This window comes from Saccharopolyspora kobensis, assembly GCF_900108315.1.
GTDB lineage: Bacteria > Actinomycetota > Actinomycetes > Mycobacteriales > Pseudonocardiaceae > Saccharopolyspora > Saccharopolyspora kobensis.
In genome coordinates this window covers 229,685-248,905 of the sequence record NZ_FNVB01000005.1, presented here as the reverse complement: position 1 = coordinate 248,905, position 19,221 = coordinate 229,685, and the positions used below count along the sequence as shown (strand labels likewise).

Here is a 19,221-nt window from a genome sequence, read left to right as displayed (position 1 = left end):
CACGAGGGCGGCCGGTGGCGTGGACACCGGCGCCGTCCCACCTGCCTGCTGATCGTCACCAGGAGCGTGCGCTGTGGCCATGCGGCCCCCGGTCGGAATGCCGAAACTGTCCCGGCGAAGCCGGATACTGCTGATCCTGGGCGGCATCGTGCTGGTCGCCCTGATCGCCGGATCGCGAATGCTGGGCACCTACGTCGACTGGCTCTGGTACGGGGAGGTCGGCTACCGGGGCGTCTTCACCACCCAGCTGTTCTCCCGCGCCGGGCTCGGGGTGGTCGCCGCGGTCTTCCTCGGTCTCGTGCTGGGCCTGAACCTGTGGGTGGCCTACCGCAACCGGCCGGTGTTCGTGCCGGTCAGCGGCCCCGACGACCCGCTGGCGCGATACCGCACGGTGGCCACCGAGCGGTCCCGGCTGTTCGGGCTGGGCATCCCGATCGTGGTCGGCGTGATCGGCGGGCTGGCCGCGCAGGCCGACTGGCAGACGCTCCAGCTGTTCCTGCACAGCGTGCCGTTCGGCCAGGTGGACCCGGAGTTCGGCAAGGACATCAGCTTCTACACCTTCGAGCTGCCGTTCTGGCGGCTCCTGCTGTCGTGGGCGTTCATCGCGGTCACCGTGTCGTTCATCGGCGCGCTGATCACCCACTACATCTTCGGCGGCATCCGGCTGGCGGGCCGCTCCGGGCAGCTGTCCATGCCCGCCCGGGTGCAGCTGGCGATCCTGGCCGGGCTGTTCGTGCTGTTCAAGGCGGTCGACTACTTCCTGGACCGCTACGACCTGCTGCTCTCCCAGCGCAACTCGCTGTTCACCGGTGCCAGCTACACCGACCTGAACGCGGTGATGCCCGCCAAGCTGATCCTGATGTGCATCGCGGTGTTCTGCGCCCTGGCGTTCTTCGCGGTGATCTTCCTGAAGAACGTGCAGATCCCGGCGCTGGCCGCGGTGCTGCTGGTGCTGTCCAGCGTCGTCGTCGGCGCGGTGTGGCCGGCCCTGCTGGAGCAGTTCTCGGTGCGCCCGAACGCCAACCAGCGCGAGGCGCAGTCCATCGAGCGCAACCTGCAGGCCACCAAGGCGGCGTTCGGCATCGGCCCGGACAAGGTGGAGATCACCGACTACCCGGGTCGCACCCAGCTGCAGCCGCACGAGGTCGCCGAGGACAAGGGCACCATCCCCAACATCCGGTTGCTGGACCCGAACGTGCTGGCTCCGACGTTCACCCAGCTGACCCAGCAGTACAACTTCTACGGCTTCACCGACAAGCTGGACGTCGACCGGTACCGCGACGCCGACGGCAACCTCCGGGACTACCTGGTGGCGCTGCGCGAGCTCAACACCGACGGCCTGGCGGTCAACCAGCAGAACTGGATCAACCGGCACACCGTCTACACGCACGGCAACGGCTTCGTCGCCGCACCGGCCGACCGCGTCGACTCGACGTTCCGCGAAGGCGCCACCCAGGGCGGCTACCCGGTCTTCCAGATCAGCGACGTGGCCAACAACGGCCAGGGCGCCATCCCGGTCGAGCAGCCGCGCGTCTACTACGGCGAGCTGGTGGGCCGCAACGACTACGTGATCGTCGGCGGCAACGCGGGCGAGGCGCCGCGCGAGTACGACACCGACCAGCAGCAGTACACCTACACCGGCATGGGCGGCGTCCCGGTCGGCAACCTGTTCCAGCGGTTGGTCTTCGGCGCTTACTACGGCGAGCGGAACTTCCTGTTCAGCGGTGTGATCGGCGACCAGTCCAAGATCATCTACGAGCGCAACCCGCGGGACCGCGTGCAGAAGGTGGCGCCCTGGCTGAAGCTGGACGGCGACCCGTACCCGGCGGTGATCAACGGCCGCATCAAGTGGATCGTCGACGGCTACACCACGCTGAACAACTACCCGTACTCGCAGCTGACCGAGCTGGGCGAGGCCACCAACGACACCCTCACCGGCGTCGAGCGGCTGCCGAACCAGCAGATCAACTACATCCGCAACTCGGTCAAGGCCACCGTCGACGCCTACGACGGCAACGTCGAGCTCTACGCGGTGGACGAGCAGGACCCGGTGCTCAAGGCCTGGCAGGGCGTGTTCCCCGGCGTGGTCAAGCCGGCCAGCGAGGTCACCCCCGAGCTGCGCGACCACTTCCGGTACCCGGAGGACATCTTCAAGGTGCAGCGCAAGCTGCTCACCGAGTACCACGTGGACAACCCGGGCGACTTCTTCTCCACCCAAACCTTCTGGGAGGTGCCGTCCGACCCGACCAGCCGCGGCAACGTCGCGGGCAGCGAGGGGCAGCAGCCGCCGTACTACGTGCTGGCGCAGATCGGTGAGCAGAAGGAACCGACGTTCCAGCTGACCAGTGCGCTCACCGCGCTGCGGCGGCAGAACATGTCGGCGTGGGTGTCGGCCTCCTCGGATCCGGACGACTACGGCAAGCTCAGCGTGCTGAGGCTGCCGACGAACACCCTCACGCCGGGTCCGAACCAGGTGCAGAACCAGATGGAGTCCACTCCGGAGGTCACCGAGAACCGCACCCTGTTCAACAACCCGAACGTCAACGCCATCTTCGGCAACCTGCTGACGCTGCCGGTGGCCGGTGGTCTGCTCTACGTCGAGCCGATCTACATCCAGCGCAACGAGCAGGAGTCCTACCCGCAGCTCGCCAGGGTGCTGGTGTCCTTCGGCGGCAAGGTCGGCTTCTCCGAGACCCTGCAGGGCGCGCTGGACCAGGTGTTCGGCTCGGGGGCCGGCCAGGCCACCCAGACCGAGGACCCGCAGCGTCCGCCGGCGCCGGGGCAGCAGCCCCCGCCGCCCGGGCAGGACACCTCCAGCCCGGAGATGAGCAAGGCGGTCGGCGACATCCGGGCCGCGCTGGAGCACGTCCGCAAGGCCCAGCAGTCCGGCAACTTCGGCGACCTGGGCTCGGCCTACCAGGAGCTCGACGACGCGATCCGGCGCTTCGAGCAGGCGCAGGGCAACGGCGGCTGACCAGGCAATGAGCACCGCGGGGCGGGGACCGGCAACGGTCTCCGCCCCGCGGTGCTCGCGAGCCTCCGATCGGGTGGAAGATGTGCTGCGTCACTTTTCCGGCCTCGCGATTTGCACTAAGCTTCGGCAGCCCGTAAGGTTAGGGACACAACGACGCGGGGTGGAGCAGTTCGGTAGCTCGCTGGGCTCATAACCCAGAGGTCGCAGGTTCGAATCCTGTCCCCGCTACCAAATCGGATGTAAAAGGGCCCCAGACTTGGTCTGGGGCCCTTTTCCCGTTGTCCTTATTTCTTTACGGGCCGAGCCCCCGTGGGCCCCCACGGTGCGGTGGTTGCTTTTCGTCGGCTCCGCGCGGTGGGGGGTCGTGCCCGGCCGGGGTTCTTGACCAGCCCCTCGTTTTGGCGTGGAACGTTTCTCATGGGGCGTTCGTGGGGTGGTTGCCGCTGATCGATTCTGGGGCTGAGGGCTGGGGTTGGCCGGGTTTTGGGTTCGGTTCTTGTCGCGGGGGTGTTTTTGCTGGTCGGGGGTGGTTTTGGGGGGTTCGGGGACCCCCCTGTTCTGGTGGGTTTTCGGGGGTGTAGAGTTAGCGGCACAACAGAAGAACGCAACCGGTTCAAGAGGTTGCTGGCGCGGGGTGGAGCAGCTCGGTAGCTCGCTGGGCTCATAACCCAGAGGTCGCAGGTTCGAATCCTGTCCCCGCTACTATTCCGCAGAGAAAAGCCCCCGATATCGTCGGGGGCTTTTCTCGTTGTCGATTTCCGTCACAGGCCTTGGGCCCACTGGCGGGCGCAGGCGGGGGAGCAGACCCTGCCGTCGCCCTGGATCGCGCCTGTCGGGCGCATCCACCTGCCGCAGACCATGCAGGAGGCGGCTTCGCCGTCGCGCTGCCTGGGCACCAGCACCTTGGCTCGTTCCGCGACCTTGTTGGTCACCCTCGTCTTGCTCTCGCTGGCCTTGGTTCGCAACCAACTGCGATGCACTTCCCCGCACCTCCTGCTCGGTCGCTGGCGGCCGCCGACCGGTCGGCCCAGAGCCACATTGCTGGTGGTCGACCGCGGTTGGGCAGCTTCAGAACCCGATAGCACCGCATTGCGCCGCCAATAACCCCCATCCAGGCGAACCGCGGGCGTGCCCGTCGCAATGCGTGCAGGCGGTGGGCGGGAACCGGCTGCGCACTGTGTCCGGTCTGCTCGGATTGCAGTCGTCCGGCCGCTGCGCCGATGGCGCAATCGTTCGTCCACTTGGACCAGTCCACTGCAACCACAGTGGACAGAACTGGCGACCATTGTGGACAGCTTCGCGCGGGCATGGCACCGTGGCAGTGTGACCGAGCTGAATGCGACATCCGCTGCCCTGTTGGGACTACTGCACGAAGGTCCGAAGACCGGTGGCCAGCTGGTCGCTGCTGCCACCGAGCGCTTCGGAGGGTTCTTCAGCGTGACCCGCAGCCAGGTTTACCGGGAGCTGCCCGCGCTGACCGACGCCGGCCTGCTCCGCCTCGGCAAGCAGGGGCCGCGCTCCAGCCAGCAGTACGCGATCACCGCCGCGGGCAAGCGCGCCTTCAAGTCGTGGCTGAACACCGAGCCGGGGCCGGACAACGTCCGCAGCCCGCTGATCCTGCGGCTGGTCTACTCGGGCTCGTTGACGCCCAAGCAGCGCGCCAGCCTGGTCGAGTCGGCTCGCGGCCAGTACGCCGTGAAGATGGACGAGGCGAAGAACGCGGCCAAGACCGCGGGCGACCCCTACGAGAAGGCGGCCGCGGACTTCACGGTGGCCTACAACCGGGCGATCATCAAGCTCCTCGACGCCATCCCGGACTGACAGCGGTCGGCGGCGCCTTCCGCTTCGACCGCCGGCGGGTTCCGAGTGGTTTCCTGCCGGGGACGGCCCCTCCGCCGTGCACGGGGAGGGGCACCCGCAGTCCGGGGGGAGAGAGCGGTGCGGCTCCGCCGAGCGGCCACGTGAGCAACGCGACCTCCCGAAAGGCGATGAGCCGGGCGGTCCGCCCGCACCGCCGTGCGGTGCGAGTGGCCGGGGAGAACGGGACAACGGGCCGTCCTCGTGGGCGGCCCGTGCCCGGTGAAGTACGCTGAGCACTGTGAATCCCGACGTCGCAGCTTCGCTCAAGGAACTGTCCAACACCCTCGAGGGCATCGAGAGCGTGATGGATCTGGATGCTCTGCGCGCGAATATCGCGGAGCTGGAGGCGGAGGCCGCCAAGCCGGACCTCTGGGACGACGTCGAGCACGCGCAGCGGATCAGCAGCCAGCTGGTGCACCGGCAGGCCGAGCTGCGCAAGATCACCGAGCTGCGGCAGCGCCTCGAAGACCTGGAAGTCCTCTACGAGCTCAGCGAGGACGAGGGCGACACCTCCGGCCTGGCCGAGGCCGACGAGGAGCGCGACTCCCTGAAGAAGGACCTCGAAGCGCTCGAGGTGCGCACCCTGCTCTCCGGCGAGTACGACCCGCGCGGAGCGATGGTCACCATCCGCGCCGAGGCCGGGGGCGTGGACGCCGCCGACTTCGCCGAGATGCTGATGCGCATGTACCTGCGCTGGGCGGAGCGGCACTCCTACCCGGCCGATGTCTACGACACCTCCTACGCCGAGGAGGCCGGCCTGAAGTCGGCCACCTTCCGGATCGACGCCCCCTACGCCTACGGCACCCTCTCGGTCGAGCAGGGCACGCACCGGCTGGTGCGCATCTCGCCGTTCGACAACCAGGGGCGCCGCCAGACCTCCTTCGTCGGGGTCGAGGTGCTGCCGGTGGTGGAGGAGACCGACCACGTCGAGATTCCGGAGAAGGACATCCGGGTGGACGTCTTCCGGTCCTCCGGCCCCGGTGGGCAGAGCGTGAACACCACCGACTCGGCGGTGCGCATCACGCACATCCCGACCGGCATCGTGGTGTCCTGCCAGAACGAGAAGTCGCAGCTGCAGAACAAGGCCGCCGCGATGCGCGTGCTGCAGGCCAAGCTGCTGGCCCGCAAGAAGGAGGAGGAGCGCGCCGAGCTGGACGCCCTCAAGGACAGCGGCTCCAGCTGGGGAAACCAGATGCGCTCCTACGTCCTGCACCCGTACCAGATGGTCAAGGACCTGCGCACCGACCACGAGGTCGGCAACCCGGACGCGGTGCTGGACGGCGACATCGACGGCTTCCTCGAAGCGGGCATCCGCTGGCGCCGCCAGCAGCAGAGCGCGGCCTGATCGGCACCAGGGGTTTCCAGCCTCGTCTTGCGCGGCGGTGCCGCTAGCGGAACCGCCGCGCCCGCCCGGACTGCGGGTGCCCGACCGTGTGCGCGGCCAGTACGCGACGGTCGGGTCGTCCTCGCCAGACGGACGCTGAGGTGCGAGCGCCGGGGGTTGACCGAGCGGCCGCGCCGCTTCGAAGAACGAATCCTCACCGAGGTGATCTCCGGTAGTACCGCCGGTCCGGGTGAGTCGATGTCCCCCTGATGGACGCAGGTAAACTCACGCCCCGTGATCCGCCTTGAGCACGTGTCCAAGACGTACAAGACGTCGACCAGGCCCGCTCTCGACGATGTCTCCGTGGGCATCGAGAAGGGCGAGTTCGTCTTCCTCATCGGGCCCTCGGGGTCCGGCAAGTCGACGTTCATGCGCTTGCTGCTGCGCGAGGACGTGCCCAGCCGCGGTCGGGTCTTCGTCGCCGACTGGAACGTCGCGAAGCTGCCGCGCCGCCGCGTCCCGCGCCTCCGCCAGCGCATCGGCTGCGTCTTCCAGGACTTCCGCCTGCTGAACCAGAAGACCGTCGCGGAGAACGTGGCATTCGCGCTGGAAGTGATCGGCAAGCCGCGCAACGACATCCGCCGCGTGGTGCCCCAGGTGCTGCAGCTGGTCGGGCTCGACGGCAAGGCCGACCGGATGCCGCACGAGCTCTCCGGTGGTGAGCAGCAGCGCGTCGCGATCGCCCGGGCCTTCGTCAACCGCCCGCTGGTGCTGCTCTGCGACGAGCCGACCGGGAACCTCGACCCGGACACCAGCCAGGACATCATGCTGCTGCTGGAGCGCATCAACCGCACCGGCACCACCGTCGTGATGGCCACCCACGACCACTCGATCGTCGACTCGATGCGACGCCGCGTGGTCGAGCTGAGCCTCGGGCGCGTCATCCGCGACGACGCGCGAGGCGTGTACGGCGTCGGCCGCTAGCCGCGCCCCCGCGGCCCTGAGCACACCACCCCCGACCGGCTAGGAAAGCTGACACAAGATGCGCGCGAGCTTCGTATTCAGCGAGGTCGTCAACGGCCTTCGGCGCAACGTGACGATGACCATCGCGATGATCCTGACGACCGCCGTTTCGGTCGGTCTGCTCGGCGGCGGTCTCCTCGTGGTCCGGATGATCGACAAGATGCAGGAGACCTACCAGGACCGCGTCGAGGTCGTGGTGTTCATGACCGACGACGTGAGCGCCAACGACAACGACTGCTCCCAGCAGCCCTGCGCGAACATCATGGCCGACCTCAAGCGCGTGTCCGGCGTGGAGTCGGTGCGGTACGAGAACCGCCAGCAGGCCTTCGAGAGCTTCAACAAGGTCTTCGAGTCGCAGCCCGAGCTGCGCGATGTCGCCCGCGCCGAGGCCATGCCCGCCTCGCTGCGCGTCAAGCTGAGCGACCCGGAGCGCTTCGGCGCCGTCAAGCAGGAGTTCAACGGCCGCCCGGGCGTGGACAACGTGGTCAACCAGGCCGACTACCTCGACCAGGTGTTCGGCATGTTGAACCTGATCCGCAACATCGCCTTCTTCATCGCGCTGGTGCAGGCGCTCGCGGCGCTGCTGCTGATCTCCAACACCATCCAGCTCTCGGCGTTCACCCGCCGCACCGAGACCGGCATCATGCGCCTGGTCGGTGCCACCCGCTGGTACACGCAGCTGCCGTTCCTCCTGGAGGCGGTGGTCTCCGGTCTGATCGGTGCGATCCTGGGCATCCTCGGCCTGTCGGGCTTCAAGGCGCTGTTCCTGGACCGGGTCATGGCGTCGTTCGGCGGCATCGTGCCCAGCGTCGAGTGGGGCGACGTCGCGGTGATCTCGCCGATCCTGCTGCTGGTGGCAGCGGTCATCTCGGCGGGCACGGGTTACGTCACGCTCCGCCTCTACGTCCGCCTGTGAGACGTGCCGGAGGGCCGCGGTTCCAGCCGGGACCGCGGCCCTCCGGCGTTCGCGGTCGGTCCCGAAACTCGGGTGACACGGCAGCTAGAGTTGTCGGCATGGTGAAGGAACGCGGCCGCAAGGTCATCGCGCAGAACCGCAAGGCGCGGCACGACTGGGCGGTGCTGGACACCTACGAGGCCGGCATCGCGCTGACCGGCACCGAGGTGAAGAGCCTCCGGCAGGGCAAGGCCCAGCTGGTGGACGGCTTCGCCACCGTCGACCACGGCGAGGTCTGGCTGCGCAACGTGCACATCCCCGAGTACACCGAGGGGACCTGGACCAACCACGAGCCGCGGCGGTCCCGCAAGCTCCTGCTGCACAAGCGCGAGATCCTCCGCCTGGTCGGCAAGATCAAGGAGAGCGGGCTGAGCCTGATCCCGATGTCGCTGTACTTCAGCGACGGCCGGGCGAAGGTCGAGCTCGCGCTCGCGCGCGGCAAGAAGGCGCACGACAAGCGGCACGACCTGGCCAAGCGCGATGCCCAGCGGGAGATGCAGCGCGCCATCGGCCGCGCTCGCAAGGGCATGCGTTGACGGCGCCGCGCAGCGACGCCGAGATCCCGGCCTGGCTGGCCGAGCTGGGGCTGCCCGGCCTGGTCGACATCCACACCCACTTCCTGCCCGAACGCGTGCTGGACAAGGTGTGGGCGTACTTCGACCAGGCCGGTGAGCACTACGGCGTCGAGTGGCCGATCCACTACCGGCACTCCGAGCAGGACCGCCTGCGGATCCTGCGCGAACTCGGTGTGACGACGTTCGCACCGCTGGTCTACGCGCACAAGCCGGGCATGGCCGAGTGGCTGACGGACTGGGCGGTGGACTTCGGGCACCGCACGCCGGGCGCGGTGCCGACGGCGACGATCTTCCCGGAGCCCGAGGTCGCCACCTACCTCGCCAAGGCGCTCGACGCCGGCGCGAGGTGCGTGAAGATGCACGTCCAGGTCGGCGCCTTCGACCCGCGCGACGAACTGCTCCAGCCCGCGTGGGGGCTGCTCGCGGAGGCCGGGATCCCGGTGGTCGTGCACTGCGGTCACGGCCCGATCCGGGGCGCCCACACCGGGCTCGACGTGTTCGAGCAGGTGCTGCGCCGCCACCCCGCGCTGGTCGCGGTGCTGGCGCACGCGGGAATGCCGGATCACGACGTCGCGTTGGACTTGGTGGGCGCGTACCCGGGTGTGCACGTCGACACGACGATGGTCGGGGTGGCGTTCAGCGAGAACTTCGCTGCGCTGCCCGCGGACTGGTCGGCCCGCCTGGCCGATCACGCGGACCGGGTCGTGCTCGGCACCGATTACCCGAACATCCCGTACCCGTACGCCGAGCAACTGGCGGCGATCGCGGGCTGGGCGGAAGCCGACGACCGGCTGGGGACGAAGTTCCTGCGCGCGGTGCTGCACGACACACCGGCGAAGCTGCTCGGCGGGCCTTCGTGATCGTTTCAGGGATATGGGAATGATCGCCGGGGCGGCACGCGTTATGCTGGGGTACACCGGTTCGAAAGCCGAGCCGGTAGCGAGGGGGTGAACGGTTTCGACTCCGTACGTTGATCCAAGGGAAGCGTGCCGGTGCAGGCAGGAGACCACCGTGAGCGTCGCTGCAACGTTATAAGCGCCGACAAGAGTCAGCGCGAGTTCGCCCTCGCCGCCTGAGCGAGGAGCGACTCTGTCGGACCGGGATTGCCTCCGACCCGGGATCCGGCATCAGCTAGGAGGCTCTTACCGCCAGGTCCGGTCGCGGGACCTGGTGGGACATCCAACAGCGACTGGGCTCGTCACATCGGCTAGTTCGCGAGACCGGTGGAGCCAAGCAGAGGCATAGCGAACTGCGCACGGAGAAGTCTTGGTGAAGCGACGGAGGACCCGGGTTCGATTCCCGGCACCTCCACTTCGATGAAGCGCCCTGCTCGCGCAGGGCGCTTCGCTTTTTCTCGTTCCGGGTTCGATTGCGGGGGTCGAGCCCCCGCAGGCCCCCACGGTGCGGGGGTGGCGTTTCGTCGGTTCCTTGCGTGGGATGGCGTTCCCGGCCTGCTCGCGGACCAGCCCTTCGTCGGGTGCTCTGCGGATTTTGCGGTTTGGTGGTCTTTTCTTGGGCTCGGACCTGCGGGTTCGGGCTGTGAGATCCGATGTTTTTGCTGCTCCAGGGCTCCTGTTTCGGGTGTGGGTTCAGGGGGAGAGCGATCCCTGGTGGGGGCGTGAGTGGTCCTGGTCGATTCTTTGTCGGGGCATTGATGTTCTTGGCCGCTGTTGTTGCGTGGTCTCGTGCTGCTCCGGCCATCTTGGGTTTCGGGATGGCTGTTGCGTCTCCGAGCGCCGACTTCGCGGGGAACGGGTAGGTCGATCCCGTCGCCAGGATCACGCAATCCGTCGCGATCCGATCAGGGCGACTTCGATGGGGCTCACCTCGATGGTGCTGTTCCGGGTCAGTCGGCGGCGGGTCAGCAGGTGGTCGTGCGGGTGGGTGCGTGGAGGTGCATCGTCCGCTGTGGACGGCCAGGTTGTGGCGAACCGTTCTGCGCCGCAGGGGCTTCGAGCGTTGAAGTCGGTCGACCGGTTGCTCCGTTCGGTCTGGTGGAAGGGTGATTTGCGGGCTACACTTCCGCATCATTCTGCAGCGTGAGAAGTATATTTCACATCGCGGAACTCTATCCATGCAGCGTGGCATCGGAGGTAGGGCTGTGGAAACGGCATCCGGTCGGTCCGGGAGATCGTCCGACGGAAAGGTCGCCTTAGCCGACCAGATCGAGAACGCCTACGGTCGAATCGGCGTCACCAGTGCGCACAAGCACATCTTGATCATGGTCCTGATCGGCATCTGGTTCGACGCCCTGGAGCAGAACGCGGTCGGCCTCACCGGCCCCGTGCTGCAGGAGTCCTGGGGGCTCGGCGGGGCCGAGATCGGCTTCCTCAACACGATGACCTTCACCGCCACCGCCCTGGGGCGGCTGCTCACGGGCGTGATCATCGACCGGTTCGGCCGCCGGAAGATGCTGATGATCAACCTGCTCGTCTTCGCGGGCGGCTCGCTGATCTGCGCCCTGGCGCCGAACTACGCGGTGCTCGCGGCGGGGCGCTTCATCGTCGGCTTCGGGCTCGGCGGCGAGATCTCGGTCGCGGTCATCATGATGGCGGAGTTCTTCGCCGCCCGGCACCGCGGCACCGCGGTCGGCCTGATCAACGTGACCTCGGCCGGTCTCGGCAACATGCTGGCGCCGCTGTTCGGCATCCTGGTGTTCTCGGTCTTCGACGGCCCGGACAAGTGGCGCTGGCTCTTCGGGCTGCTGTTCCTGCCCTGCGTGCTGATCATGTTCTTCCGCCGCTACGTGCCGGAGACACCGCGGTTCCTCGCGGCCAGCGGGCGGATCGAGGAAGCCAACGTCGTGATCAACCGGCTGGCCAGGGGTCAGCTGAGCGGCCCGATCGACAACCCGGAGCAGTACCTGACCGGAACCGGTGCGCAGGAACCGGGCAAGCCGCCGCGCTCGGACTGGCGCGGTGTCCTGCGGGGCCGGCTGCTGCGCCGCACGGTGCTGCTCACCGTGGCGGTGTGCATGTCCTACGCCGCGCAGATCTCGATGCTGACCCTGATGCCCACGATCCTGGTGGCCAGCGGCCACGACCTCACCTCCAGCCTGAGCTTCACCCTGCTGATGCAGACCGGTTCGCTGGTCGGCGCGATCGCCGCGGCCTTCGGCGCCAGCCGACTGCCCCGCAAGAAGGTGCTCACCGGCGGCGCCGTCCTCGGCTGCGTGGCCGGGCTGTCGATCGCCGTGTTCTCCGACTCGCTGCCGCTGGTGCTCGCCTTCGGCTTCCTGTTCAACTTCTCGGTGATCATCGTGAACACCACGATCTGGTTGTTCGCGCCGGAGCTCTACCCGACCCGCGTCCGCGGCATGGGGACCTCGATCATCCTGGCGATGGGCTCGCTGTCCGGCGGCCTGTTCCCGCTGGTGGCCGGTTTCGTCTTCGACCTCAGCGGGCTGACCGGCATGTTCACGATGCTGGCCGTGCTGTTCGTGATCCTCGGCATCGCGGTCCAGTTCCCGCCGGAGACCTTCGGCAAGCCGATGGAGGAGGACGAGCAGATTGCCCACGCCTGAGACCGCAAGGGTGCTCCTGGTCAACCCGAACACCAACCGGGCGACCACCGAGATGATGCGCGCGCTCGCCGCGAGAACGCTGCTCGGCAGCGGGCTCGAGGTCGACGGTGTCACGGCGGGAGCCGGACCGTCGATGATCCTCGACCCGGTGGCGCTGAAGGAGTCCGAGGAGCACGTCCGCGATGCCGTGCTGCGCGCGCTGGACGCCGCGGAGCGGGAGTACCTCGCGGTGATCGTCGCCGCGATCGGCGACCCGGGCCGCAGCCGGCTCGACGCGGAGCTCGACCTGCCGGTCGTCGGCATCGGGCAGGCGGCCATCGGCGCCGCGGGTCGGTCGGGGCGGCGGTTCGGCATGGCCACCAGCACGCCGCTGCTCGTCGATTCCCTCACCGCGCTGGTCGCCGAGCACGGGATGTCGGAGGGCTTCACCGGTGTCCGGCTGACCGAATCGGAGCCGCTGGTGCTGGCGGCCGATCCCGAGCGGCAGTTCGCCGAACTGGCCGCGGCGGTCGACCGGTGCACCGGGGTGGACCGCGCCGAAGCGGTGATCATCGCTGGTGGGCCGCTCAGCGAGACGGCCCGCCGGATCGCCGAGGCCCGCACCTGCGAGATCGTGGAACCCATCCCGAGCGCGGCCGAACTGGTGCTGCAGGAGTTGTGGACGGCCGGGAGCTGAGCGCACCGGGAAGCGCCCTGCGAGCGCGGGGCGCTTCCCGAGCCCGGTTCAGACGTCGAGCACCGTGCCGTACAGCCGATCCACCTTCAACCGGATGACCAGGCGGCGCTCGGCGACCATCTGCTCCAGGAACGCACCTTCGTCGTCCGGCTTCGCGGCCGCGGAGACGATCGAGAGCAGTTCGCGCCCGACCGCGTCGCCGGGCGCGGTCGTGATCTCGGAGGTCTCGGCCTCACCCTCGGCGACGGCGAACGACCACACGTCGTCGCCCTGCACATGGAGCGACGCACGCGGATCGCGCCGCAGGTGGCCGACCTTGACCCGGTCGGCCGTCGTCGAGAACCGCACCACCCGGGCTTCCGGGTCCCAGCTGTAGAGCATGGTGGTCAGGTGCGGGTGCCCGCTGCGCTTGACGGTGGCGAGCGTGCCGAAGTGCTGCTTGCCGAGCAGTCCGGACAGAGCTTCGTCGGACAGCGGGCGCGGTGCTGGACCTTGTGCCATGGCGTGATCAACGCCAGCGGGTGCTCGGGGAATTCCCTAGGCCCACTGCTGGGTCTTGCGGTCGTACTTGGGATTCCGGTCCCGTGCCAGCTCGGTTCGCAGGGCCGCCTTGGAGACCCGCTCCGAGGGCGTCAGCGGCACCGCGGTTCGGAAGGTCCAGTAGCGGGGGACCTTGAAGTAGGCCAGCTGCTCGCCGCAGAAGGCCGCCAGGGCCTCCGGGGTGCAGGTCTCGTCGCGGAGGACCAGCACGGCGTGGACCTCTTCGCCCCGCAGCTCGTCCGGCTCCGGCAGGACCGCGGCGATGTCCACCGCCGGGTGCAGCTGGAGCACCCGTTCCACCTCGCCCGCGGAGATGTTCTCACCGCTGCGGCGGATCATGTCCTTGGTCCGGCCCGCGTAGTAGACGCGTCCGCGGTCGTCCATCCTGGCCAGGTCGCCGGTGTGGAACCAGCCGGAGCGGAACGCCCGATCGGTGGCCTCCGCGTCGCGGAAGTAACCGTGCATCAGCCCGACGCCGCGGATCGCCAGCTCGCCGGTGGCGCCTCGTGGCACCGGTTCGCCGGAGTCGCCGAGGATCGCGACCTCCCGCCCGGCGATGGCCCGGCCGAGACAACCGGTTCCCACGGTGTCGTCGTGGTCCTCGGGCGTCATCCGGATGTCGCTGCCCGTCTCGGTCATGCCGAACGCCTCGAACCATGGGACGCCCCAGCGCTTTTCGAGCGCCGCGTGCAGGTCGGCCGGGATCGCCGATGCGCTGATCGCGCGCACCCGGTGGTCCCGGTCGTGGGGTGACGGCGGCATGTCCAGCAGCAGCTTCGGCATCAGGCCGAGGCAGTAGAGCCAGGTGACCTCGTGCTCGCGGACCTTCGACCAGAACGTCGTGGGGTGGAAGCGGTCCAGCACCACGAGCCGGGCGCCGGAGGCGAGGCCCAGCGCGGTGTTCCACTGCGGATCGACGTAGTGGAAGGGCTGTGCGGTGAGGATGGTGTCCTGCGCGCCGATCCGCGGGAAGCCCTCGACCAGCCCGGCGGCCAGCGAGCTCCAGTAGCGGTGGGGCAGAACGCATCCCTTCGGCGCTCCGGTGGTGCCCGACGTGTACTGGATGTTGGCGACCGTCTCGGGCACCGGTGCGGCGCACCTCGGTGCAGGCGCGTCGGGGATCGGGATCGCGTCGACGTCGAGCACGTGCTGCAGGGACGTGGAACTCCTGATCCGCGCGAGCAGTTCCGCGTGCTGCGCCGTGGTCAGCACGACCCGCGCGCCTGAGTGCGCGAGCACGTGCGCGGCGTCGTAGTCCTGGTAGCGGATGTTCACCGGGACCACCGCGGCGCCCAGCTTGGCCGCGCCCAGCCACGCGAGCGGGAATTCCGGCCGGTTGTCCAGCATCACCGCCACGCGATCGGCCGCGGTGACCCCGTGCTCGGCGAGCAGCGCGGCGAATGCATCGCTGCGCCGGTCGACCTCGGCGAAGGTCAGCTCCCGGCCGAGCGCGTCGAACGTCCACGCCACCCGCTCCGGCCAGCGTTCGGCCGCGCTGCGGACGAGATCCGCGAGGGACAGGTCGCTCATGCTGTTCCGCCTCTCCGCGATTCACAGTGGTGGTGGCGTTCGGGGCTGATCTCGCGTTTCGGGGTTTCTTTGGGCCGGGTGGCGTCACGGTCCCCTGTGGTGCGGTTGAGCGGGGCTGATGTCGATGCCGGACTGCTTTCTTCGGTGCTCAGCTCGTCGGTGCGGATCGCGTGCCGGATCTCCAGCGCCAGGGCCGATTCCACCGCGCGGTCGGTGCCCGCGTCGATGGCTTCCTTGGCCATCGCCAGCGGTGCCGCCGGGAGTTCGGCCAGCCGTCGCGCCCAGCTCATCGCGGTCGCCAGCAGCTCGTCGTCCGGGATCACCGCGTTGACCAGCCCGAGCCGGTGCGCGGTGGCGGCGTCGAGCGGCTCGCCGAACATCACCAGCTCCTTGGCCCTGATCGGGCCGACCAGCATCGGCAGCAGGGCGGAGAGCCCGCCGGTGGCGCTGAGCCCGAGGCCCACCTCGGGGAAGCGGAACTGCGCGCTCTCGCCCGCCAGCACCAGGTCGCAGCCCAGGGCGAATTCCGCGCCCGCGCCCACGGCGTGCCCCTGCACCACCGCGATCACCGGTGCCGGGCAGCTGCGGATCCGGCGGGTGACGTCCTGGATGCGGTCCAGCCGGGCTCGCACGGTGGCGGGATCTTCGGGCGGTGCCTTCAGGTCGTGACCGGCGCAGAAGGCGCGGCCGCGACCGGTCAGCAGGACGGCGCGGGCGGTGCGCGCGGAGTCGAACGCGGCGACCAGCTGTTCCACCAGCGCGGTGTTCACCGCGTTCAGCGACTCCGGTCGGTTCAGCCGGATCACGCCGATGTCGCCGTCGAACTCGGTCTCGACCAGCGTTCCGGGCCGGGGTTCGGACATGTCGTCTCCTCGTGGTCTCAGCCGATCAGCAGGTTCGTGCGCCACTCCGACATCCGCGGCGACCAGGGCAGCGGCCTGCCGTCGGCGTCGACCTTCACGATCGTGCGCGTGCCGGTGGCGTTGGGCGCTCCGGGCGGGCCGCAGCGGAACGTCCAAGTCGCGCTGGTCCGGCCGAGTTCGGTGAAGTGCAGTGCTACCAGCAGGTTCCCGGCGTTGCCGACGGGTGAGTGGAACAGGACGTCGAACCGGCGCACCACGTAGTGCAGGTCGGGGTGCCGGTTCAGCACGGTCGCGGTGTCGAAGCCGGCCGCCGCGAAGGCCGCGGTCTGGGCCCGTTCGACGTGCAGCGCGAAGCGCGCGTTGTGCAGGTGGCCGTTGGGGTCCAGCTCGTCGAAGTGGACCGGCGACCAGAAGTCGATCGCGTGCGGTCCGCTGCTCGGTTCTGCCACGCCGCCTCCGAACTAGTCGATCGATCGATCGACAGAGTAGGGTCGGTGTCGGCCGGGGCGCAAGACGTGCGTGCTCGGCGGTCCACCGCCTGAACCGGCAGTTGGAGGATCATTCATGCACCTGGACGTCCTGTTCACCAACGGCGACATCACCACCCTGGATCCCGATCGCCCGACCGCGAGCCGGATGGGCGTGCTCGGCGGTGTGCTCGTCGGCCTGGACGACGACCTCGACGGCTGCACCGCCGCCGAGGTCATCGACCTCCGCGGCGCACCGGTGGTGCCGGGCTTCCACGACGCGCACCACCACCTGAGCATGCGCGGACAGCGCAGCCTCCAGCTCGACCTGCGGCCCAGCGCTGTCACCAGCATGGACGCGCTGCGCACCGCCGTCCGCGAGCACGCCGAGCGGCTGCCGGGAGGTGCCTGGGTGCGCGGGCACGGCTACGACCAGAACCGCCTCGGCGGCGCCCACCCGACCCGGGCGGAGCTGGACGCGCTGACCGGCGGCCGCCCGGCCTGGCTCGCGCACAACTCCGCGCACATGGGCGTGGTCAACACCGCGGCGATCCGGGCGATGGGCTACGCGGATCCTCGCGCCCTGCCCGACGTTCCCGGCGGCACGGTCGAACGCGACGCCACCGGCGCGCCCACCGGGCTGCTCACCGAGCAGGCCCAATCGCTGGTGTACCGCGTGCTCCGGCCACAACCGCTCGAGGACTTCGTGCGGGCCATCGAGCTGGGTTCGGAGCTGGCCCTGTCCGAAGGGCTGACCAGCATCACCGAGCCCGGCATCGCGGGGCGTCTCACCGGCAACGGGCCGGCCGACCTGCACGCCTTCATGATCGCGCGGGAGCGGGGCGTGCTCGGGGTGCGCGCCACCGTGATGCCGGAGATGGCGGCGCTGCACGACATCGACGGGAGCGAACCCGGCTTCGGGCTCGACCTCGGCCTGCGCACCGGGCTGGGCGACGACACCTTGCGCGTCGGCGCGGTCAAGCTGTTCTCGGACGGTTCGCTGATCGGCCGAACAGCCTCGATGTGCTGCGATTACGCCGACGCGGTCGGCAATCGCGGGTTCACCCAGGACGATCCGGAGCGGCTGCGCGAGCAGATCTCGCGGGCGCACCGGGCGGGCTGGCAGATCGCCGCGCACGCCATCGGCGACGCGGCCGTGCAGCTGGTCCTGGACGCCTACGCCCGCGCCCAGCGGCAGGTGCCCCGCGCCGATGCCCGGCACCGCATCGAGCACTGCGGTGTCACCAGCGATGCGCAGATCGCCGAGATCGCGCGGCTGGGCGTGATCCCGGTGCCGCAGGGCCGGTTCGTGGACGAGCTCGGGGACGGGATCATCGCCGCGCTCGGCGAGGAGCGGGCGCAGCTCGCCTACCGGCAGCTCAGCTTCCTGCGCGCAGGCGTCGAAGTTCCCGGCAGCTCGGACTGCCCGGTGGTGGAAGGCGCGCCGCTGCTGGGAATCCACGCGCTGGTCAACCGGGAAACGGCGGCCGGGCAGGTGCTGGGCGCCGACGAGCGGCTGACCCCGTTGCAGGCGCTGCGCGCCTACACCCGCGGCTCGGCCTACGCCGACCACCAGGAGCACCGCAAGGGCCGGCTCGCGCGCGGCATGCTCGCCGACTTCACGGTGCTCTCCGAAGACCTCACCCGCGTCGACCGCCGCGCGATCAAGGACGTCGAAGTGCTGGCCACCGTCGTAGGAGGCGAGCTCAAGCACGACCGACTCGACCTACCCACCTGACCGACAGACCCGCAATTTCAATGGAAATCACAGCTCCGATTTCAATTGAAGTTGCATGCCGTCGGCGTGTTGGTGCCCGACACGCCGGTGTGCGTCGGGACCTCGGCAATTTCAATTGAAATTGGAGGTCCAATTTCAATTGAAATTGCATCACTCCGGAGCCGGAGCCGGAGCCGGAGCCGGAGCCGGAGCCGGAGCCGGAGCCGGAGCCGGAGCCGGAGCCGGAGCCGGAGCCGGAGCCGGAGCCGGAGCCGGGGGAGGGATTGGGGGTCGGCGTTATGTGGCCTGGACCGGCACGCACTGACCGCCAGAACCCGCACGCGCCCCCCGTGCATCGCCTGCGGGCGTGGGCCGGGGTCGGGGGGTGGGGGTTGGTTAGTTGCGGGTGGGGCGGGCGCGCATTGGGGGTAGTTGGATGTGCCAGATCTCTTCGACCAGGCCGTGGACTTCGGCTGCTTCGGGTAGTGCTGTTGAGGCGAGGCGGGTCGGCGGGACGCCGAGGAGTTGGAGCGCCAGCTGCGCGTGCGCCGTGGCGATCGCGTCCAGCTCCTCCTCGCCCTCTGGGGAGTACCACTTGGCCACTCCGGAGCACATCTCCAGCACCGCCATGCGCGCGAAGCGCTGGTCCGGGACCGCGAAAACGCCGCGCTCGCAACCGGCCGCGACCGCGCTGCGCCAGAACTCCTCGTAGCGGTCCCGGATCTGGACGACGGTGCCGCGGCGTTCGGCGTCGAGCACGCCGAGCTCGTTGTCCACCACGGTCGTCTCGTCGCGGTGCAGCGCGTGCGTGAGCACGTGCACGTGGACCAGGCTGGCGATGATCGCCTGCGGCCGGTCGGTGTCCGCGGAGACCCGTTCGGCCGCCATCACCAGCCGGTCCAGGCAGGTCCGCATGATGGAGAACAGCAGGTCCTGCTTGGTGCCCATGTAGTGGTAGAGGGTCGCGGGGGAGAGCTGCGCGGCGTCGGCGAGCTCGCGGATGCCGGTGCCGTGGAAGCCCTGCGCGGCGAACAGCCGGACGGCCGCCTCCCACACCTGCTGCTGCGTGTCGTCACCTGAGCGTCCTCGTCCGCTCATCGCCTCGCGCTCCCTGGAATGCCGGTCGACTGATCGATCTGAGTGACCGCAACCGTACCGGCGACGCGGCGGCCGCATCGACCTCGGGCGGGCAAA

16 protein-coding genes, 2 tRNA genes and 1 other RNA gene are annotated in these 19,221 nt (G+C 69.3%); 13 read left to right on the top strand and 6 right to left on the bottom strand.

What is annotated here, in order from left to right; all coding sequences use genetic code 11:
- Positions 1-79 precede the first annotated feature (79 nt).
- The 3 genes from C4T78_RS18030 (at position 80) to C4T78_RS18020 (ending at position 3,676) form a co-directional block, all read left to right on the top strand.
- Positions 80-2,974: a UPF0182 family protein gene (locus C4T78_RS18030; RefSeq protein WP_093350039.1), complete on the top strand. Its 2,895-nt coding sequence runs from the start codon at positions 80-82 to the stop codon at positions 2,972-2,974.
- A 154-nt stretch (positions 2,975-3,128) separates the two neighbouring features.
- A tRNA-Met gene (locus C4T78_RS18025) sits at positions 3,129-3,205 on the top strand.
- 397 nt (positions 3,206-3,602) lie between these two features.
- A tRNA-Met gene (locus C4T78_RS18020) sits at positions 3,603-3,676 on the top strand.
- A gap of 59 nt (positions 3,677-3,735) precedes the next feature.
- Here the strand turns inward: C4T78_RS18020 and C4T78_RS18015 are convergent.
- Positions 3,736-3,954: a hypothetical protein gene (locus tag C4T78_RS18015; protein ID WP_093349106.1), complete on the bottom strand. Its 219-nt coding sequence runs from the start codon at positions 3,952-3,954 to the stop codon at positions 3,736-3,738.
- 343 nt (positions 3,955-4,297) lie between these two features.
- Between C4T78_RS18015 and C4T78_RS18010 the strand changes: the two genes are divergently transcribed.
- From C4T78_RS18010 to C4T78_RS17970, 9 genes are all read left to right on the top strand, one after another.
- Complete coding sequence (locus tag C4T78_RS18010) at positions 4,298-4,795, top strand: PadR family transcriptional regulator (RefSeq protein ID WP_170210191.1); 498 nt, start codon at positions 4,298-4,300, stop codon at positions 4,793-4,795.
- A 277-nt stretch (positions 4,796-5,072) separates the two neighbouring features.
- Positions 5,073-6,179, top strand: coding sequence for a peptide chain release factor 2 (prfB, locus tag C4T78_RS18005; RefSeq protein WP_093349104.1), 1,107 nt, complete (start codon positions 5,073-5,075; stop codon positions 6,177-6,179).
- Positions 6,180-6,452: 273 nt separating this feature from the next.
- Entirely contained in the window at positions 6,453-7,142 is a 690-nt protein-coding gene (gene ftsE, locus C4T78_RS18000; protein ID WP_093153212.1) for a cell division ATP-binding protein FtsE, read from the top strand.
- Positions 7,143-7,200: 58 nt separating this feature from the next.
- Entirely contained in the window at positions 7,201-8,097 is an 897-nt protein-coding gene (ftsX, locus tag C4T78_RS17995) for a permease-like cell division protein FtsX (RefSeq protein ID WP_093153215.1), read from the top strand.
- Positions 8,098-8,195: 98 nt separating this feature from the next.
- On the top strand, positions 8,196-8,672 hold the full coding sequence (gene smpB / locus C4T78_RS17990; RefSeq protein ID WP_093153218.1) for an SsrA-binding protein SmpB: 477 nt from the start codon (positions 8,196-8,198) through the stop codon (positions 8,670-8,672).
- Positions 8,669-9,571 (top strand): amidohydrolase family protein, encoded by a 903-nt coding sequence (locus C4T78_RS17985; protein WP_093349101.1) that lies wholly within the window; start codon positions 8,669-8,671, stop codon positions 9,569-9,571. Before smpB ends, C4T78_RS17985 begins: the two co-directional genes overlap by 4 nt.
- Positions 9,572-9,654: 83 nt before the next feature.
- Positions 9,655-10,025, top strand: a transfer-messenger RNA (tmRNA) gene (ssrA, locus tag C4T78_RS17980).
- Positions 10,026-10,812: 787 nt separating this feature from the next.
- A complete protein-coding gene (locus C4T78_RS17975; RefSeq protein WP_218161526.1) occupies positions 10,813-12,234 on the top strand; it encodes an MFS transporter in 1,422 nt (473 codons plus the stop codon).
- Complete coding sequence (locus tag C4T78_RS17970; protein WP_093349095.1) at positions 12,221-12,910, top strand: aspartate/glutamate racemase family protein; 690 nt, start codon at positions 12,221-12,223, stop codon at positions 12,908-12,910. The genes C4T78_RS17975 and C4T78_RS17970 overlap by 14 nt, the downstream gene beginning before the upstream one ends.
- A gap of 48 nt (positions 12,911-12,958) precedes the next feature.
- Here C4T78_RS17970 and C4T78_RS17965 read toward each other — a convergent pair whose 3' ends face one another.
- The 4 genes from C4T78_RS17965 to C4T78_RS17950 are packed head-to-tail and all read right to left on the bottom strand — an operon-like array spanning position 12,959 to position 16,292.
- Positions 12,959-13,411 (bottom strand): PPOX class F420-dependent oxidoreductase, encoded by a 453-nt coding sequence (locus tag C4T78_RS17965; protein ID WP_093349093.1) that lies wholly within the window; start codon positions 13,409-13,411, stop codon positions 12,959-12,961.
- A 36-nt stretch (positions 13,412-13,447) separates the two neighbouring features.
- Positions 13,448-14,980, bottom strand: a complete 1,533-nt coding sequence (locus tag C4T78_RS17960; RefSeq protein ID WP_093349090.1) for an AMP-binding protein — start codon at positions 14,978-14,980, stop codon at positions 13,448-13,450.
- Positions 14,977-15,843: an enoyl-CoA hydratase/isomerase family protein gene (locus C4T78_RS17955; protein WP_093349088.1), complete on the bottom strand. Its 867-nt coding sequence runs from the start codon at positions 15,841-15,843 to the stop codon at positions 14,977-14,979. Before C4T78_RS17955 ends, C4T78_RS17960 begins: the two co-directional genes overlap by 4 nt.
- Positions 15,844-15,860: 17 nt before the next feature.
- Entirely contained in the window at positions 15,861-16,292 is a 432-nt protein-coding gene (locus C4T78_RS17950) for an acyl-CoA thioesterase (RefSeq protein ID WP_093349085.1), read from the bottom strand.
- A gap of 115 nt (positions 16,293-16,407) precedes the next feature.
- Between C4T78_RS17950 and C4T78_RS17945 the strand changes: the two genes are divergently transcribed.
- Entirely contained in the window at positions 16,408-18,048 is a 1,641-nt protein-coding gene (locus tag C4T78_RS17945; protein WP_093349083.1) for an amidohydrolase, read from the top strand.
- A gap of 375 nt (positions 18,049-18,423) precedes the next feature.
- On the opposite strand, the gene C4T78_RS17935 is transcribed toward C4T78_RS17945, so the two are convergent.
- The gene (locus C4T78_RS17935) at positions 18,424-19,125 is read right to left on the bottom strand and encodes a TetR/AcrR family transcriptional regulator (protein WP_093349080.1); all 702 of its coding nucleotides are present in this window, start codon (positions 19,123-19,125) and stop codon (positions 18,424-18,426) included.
- Positions 19,126-19,221 lie beyond the last annotated feature (96 nt).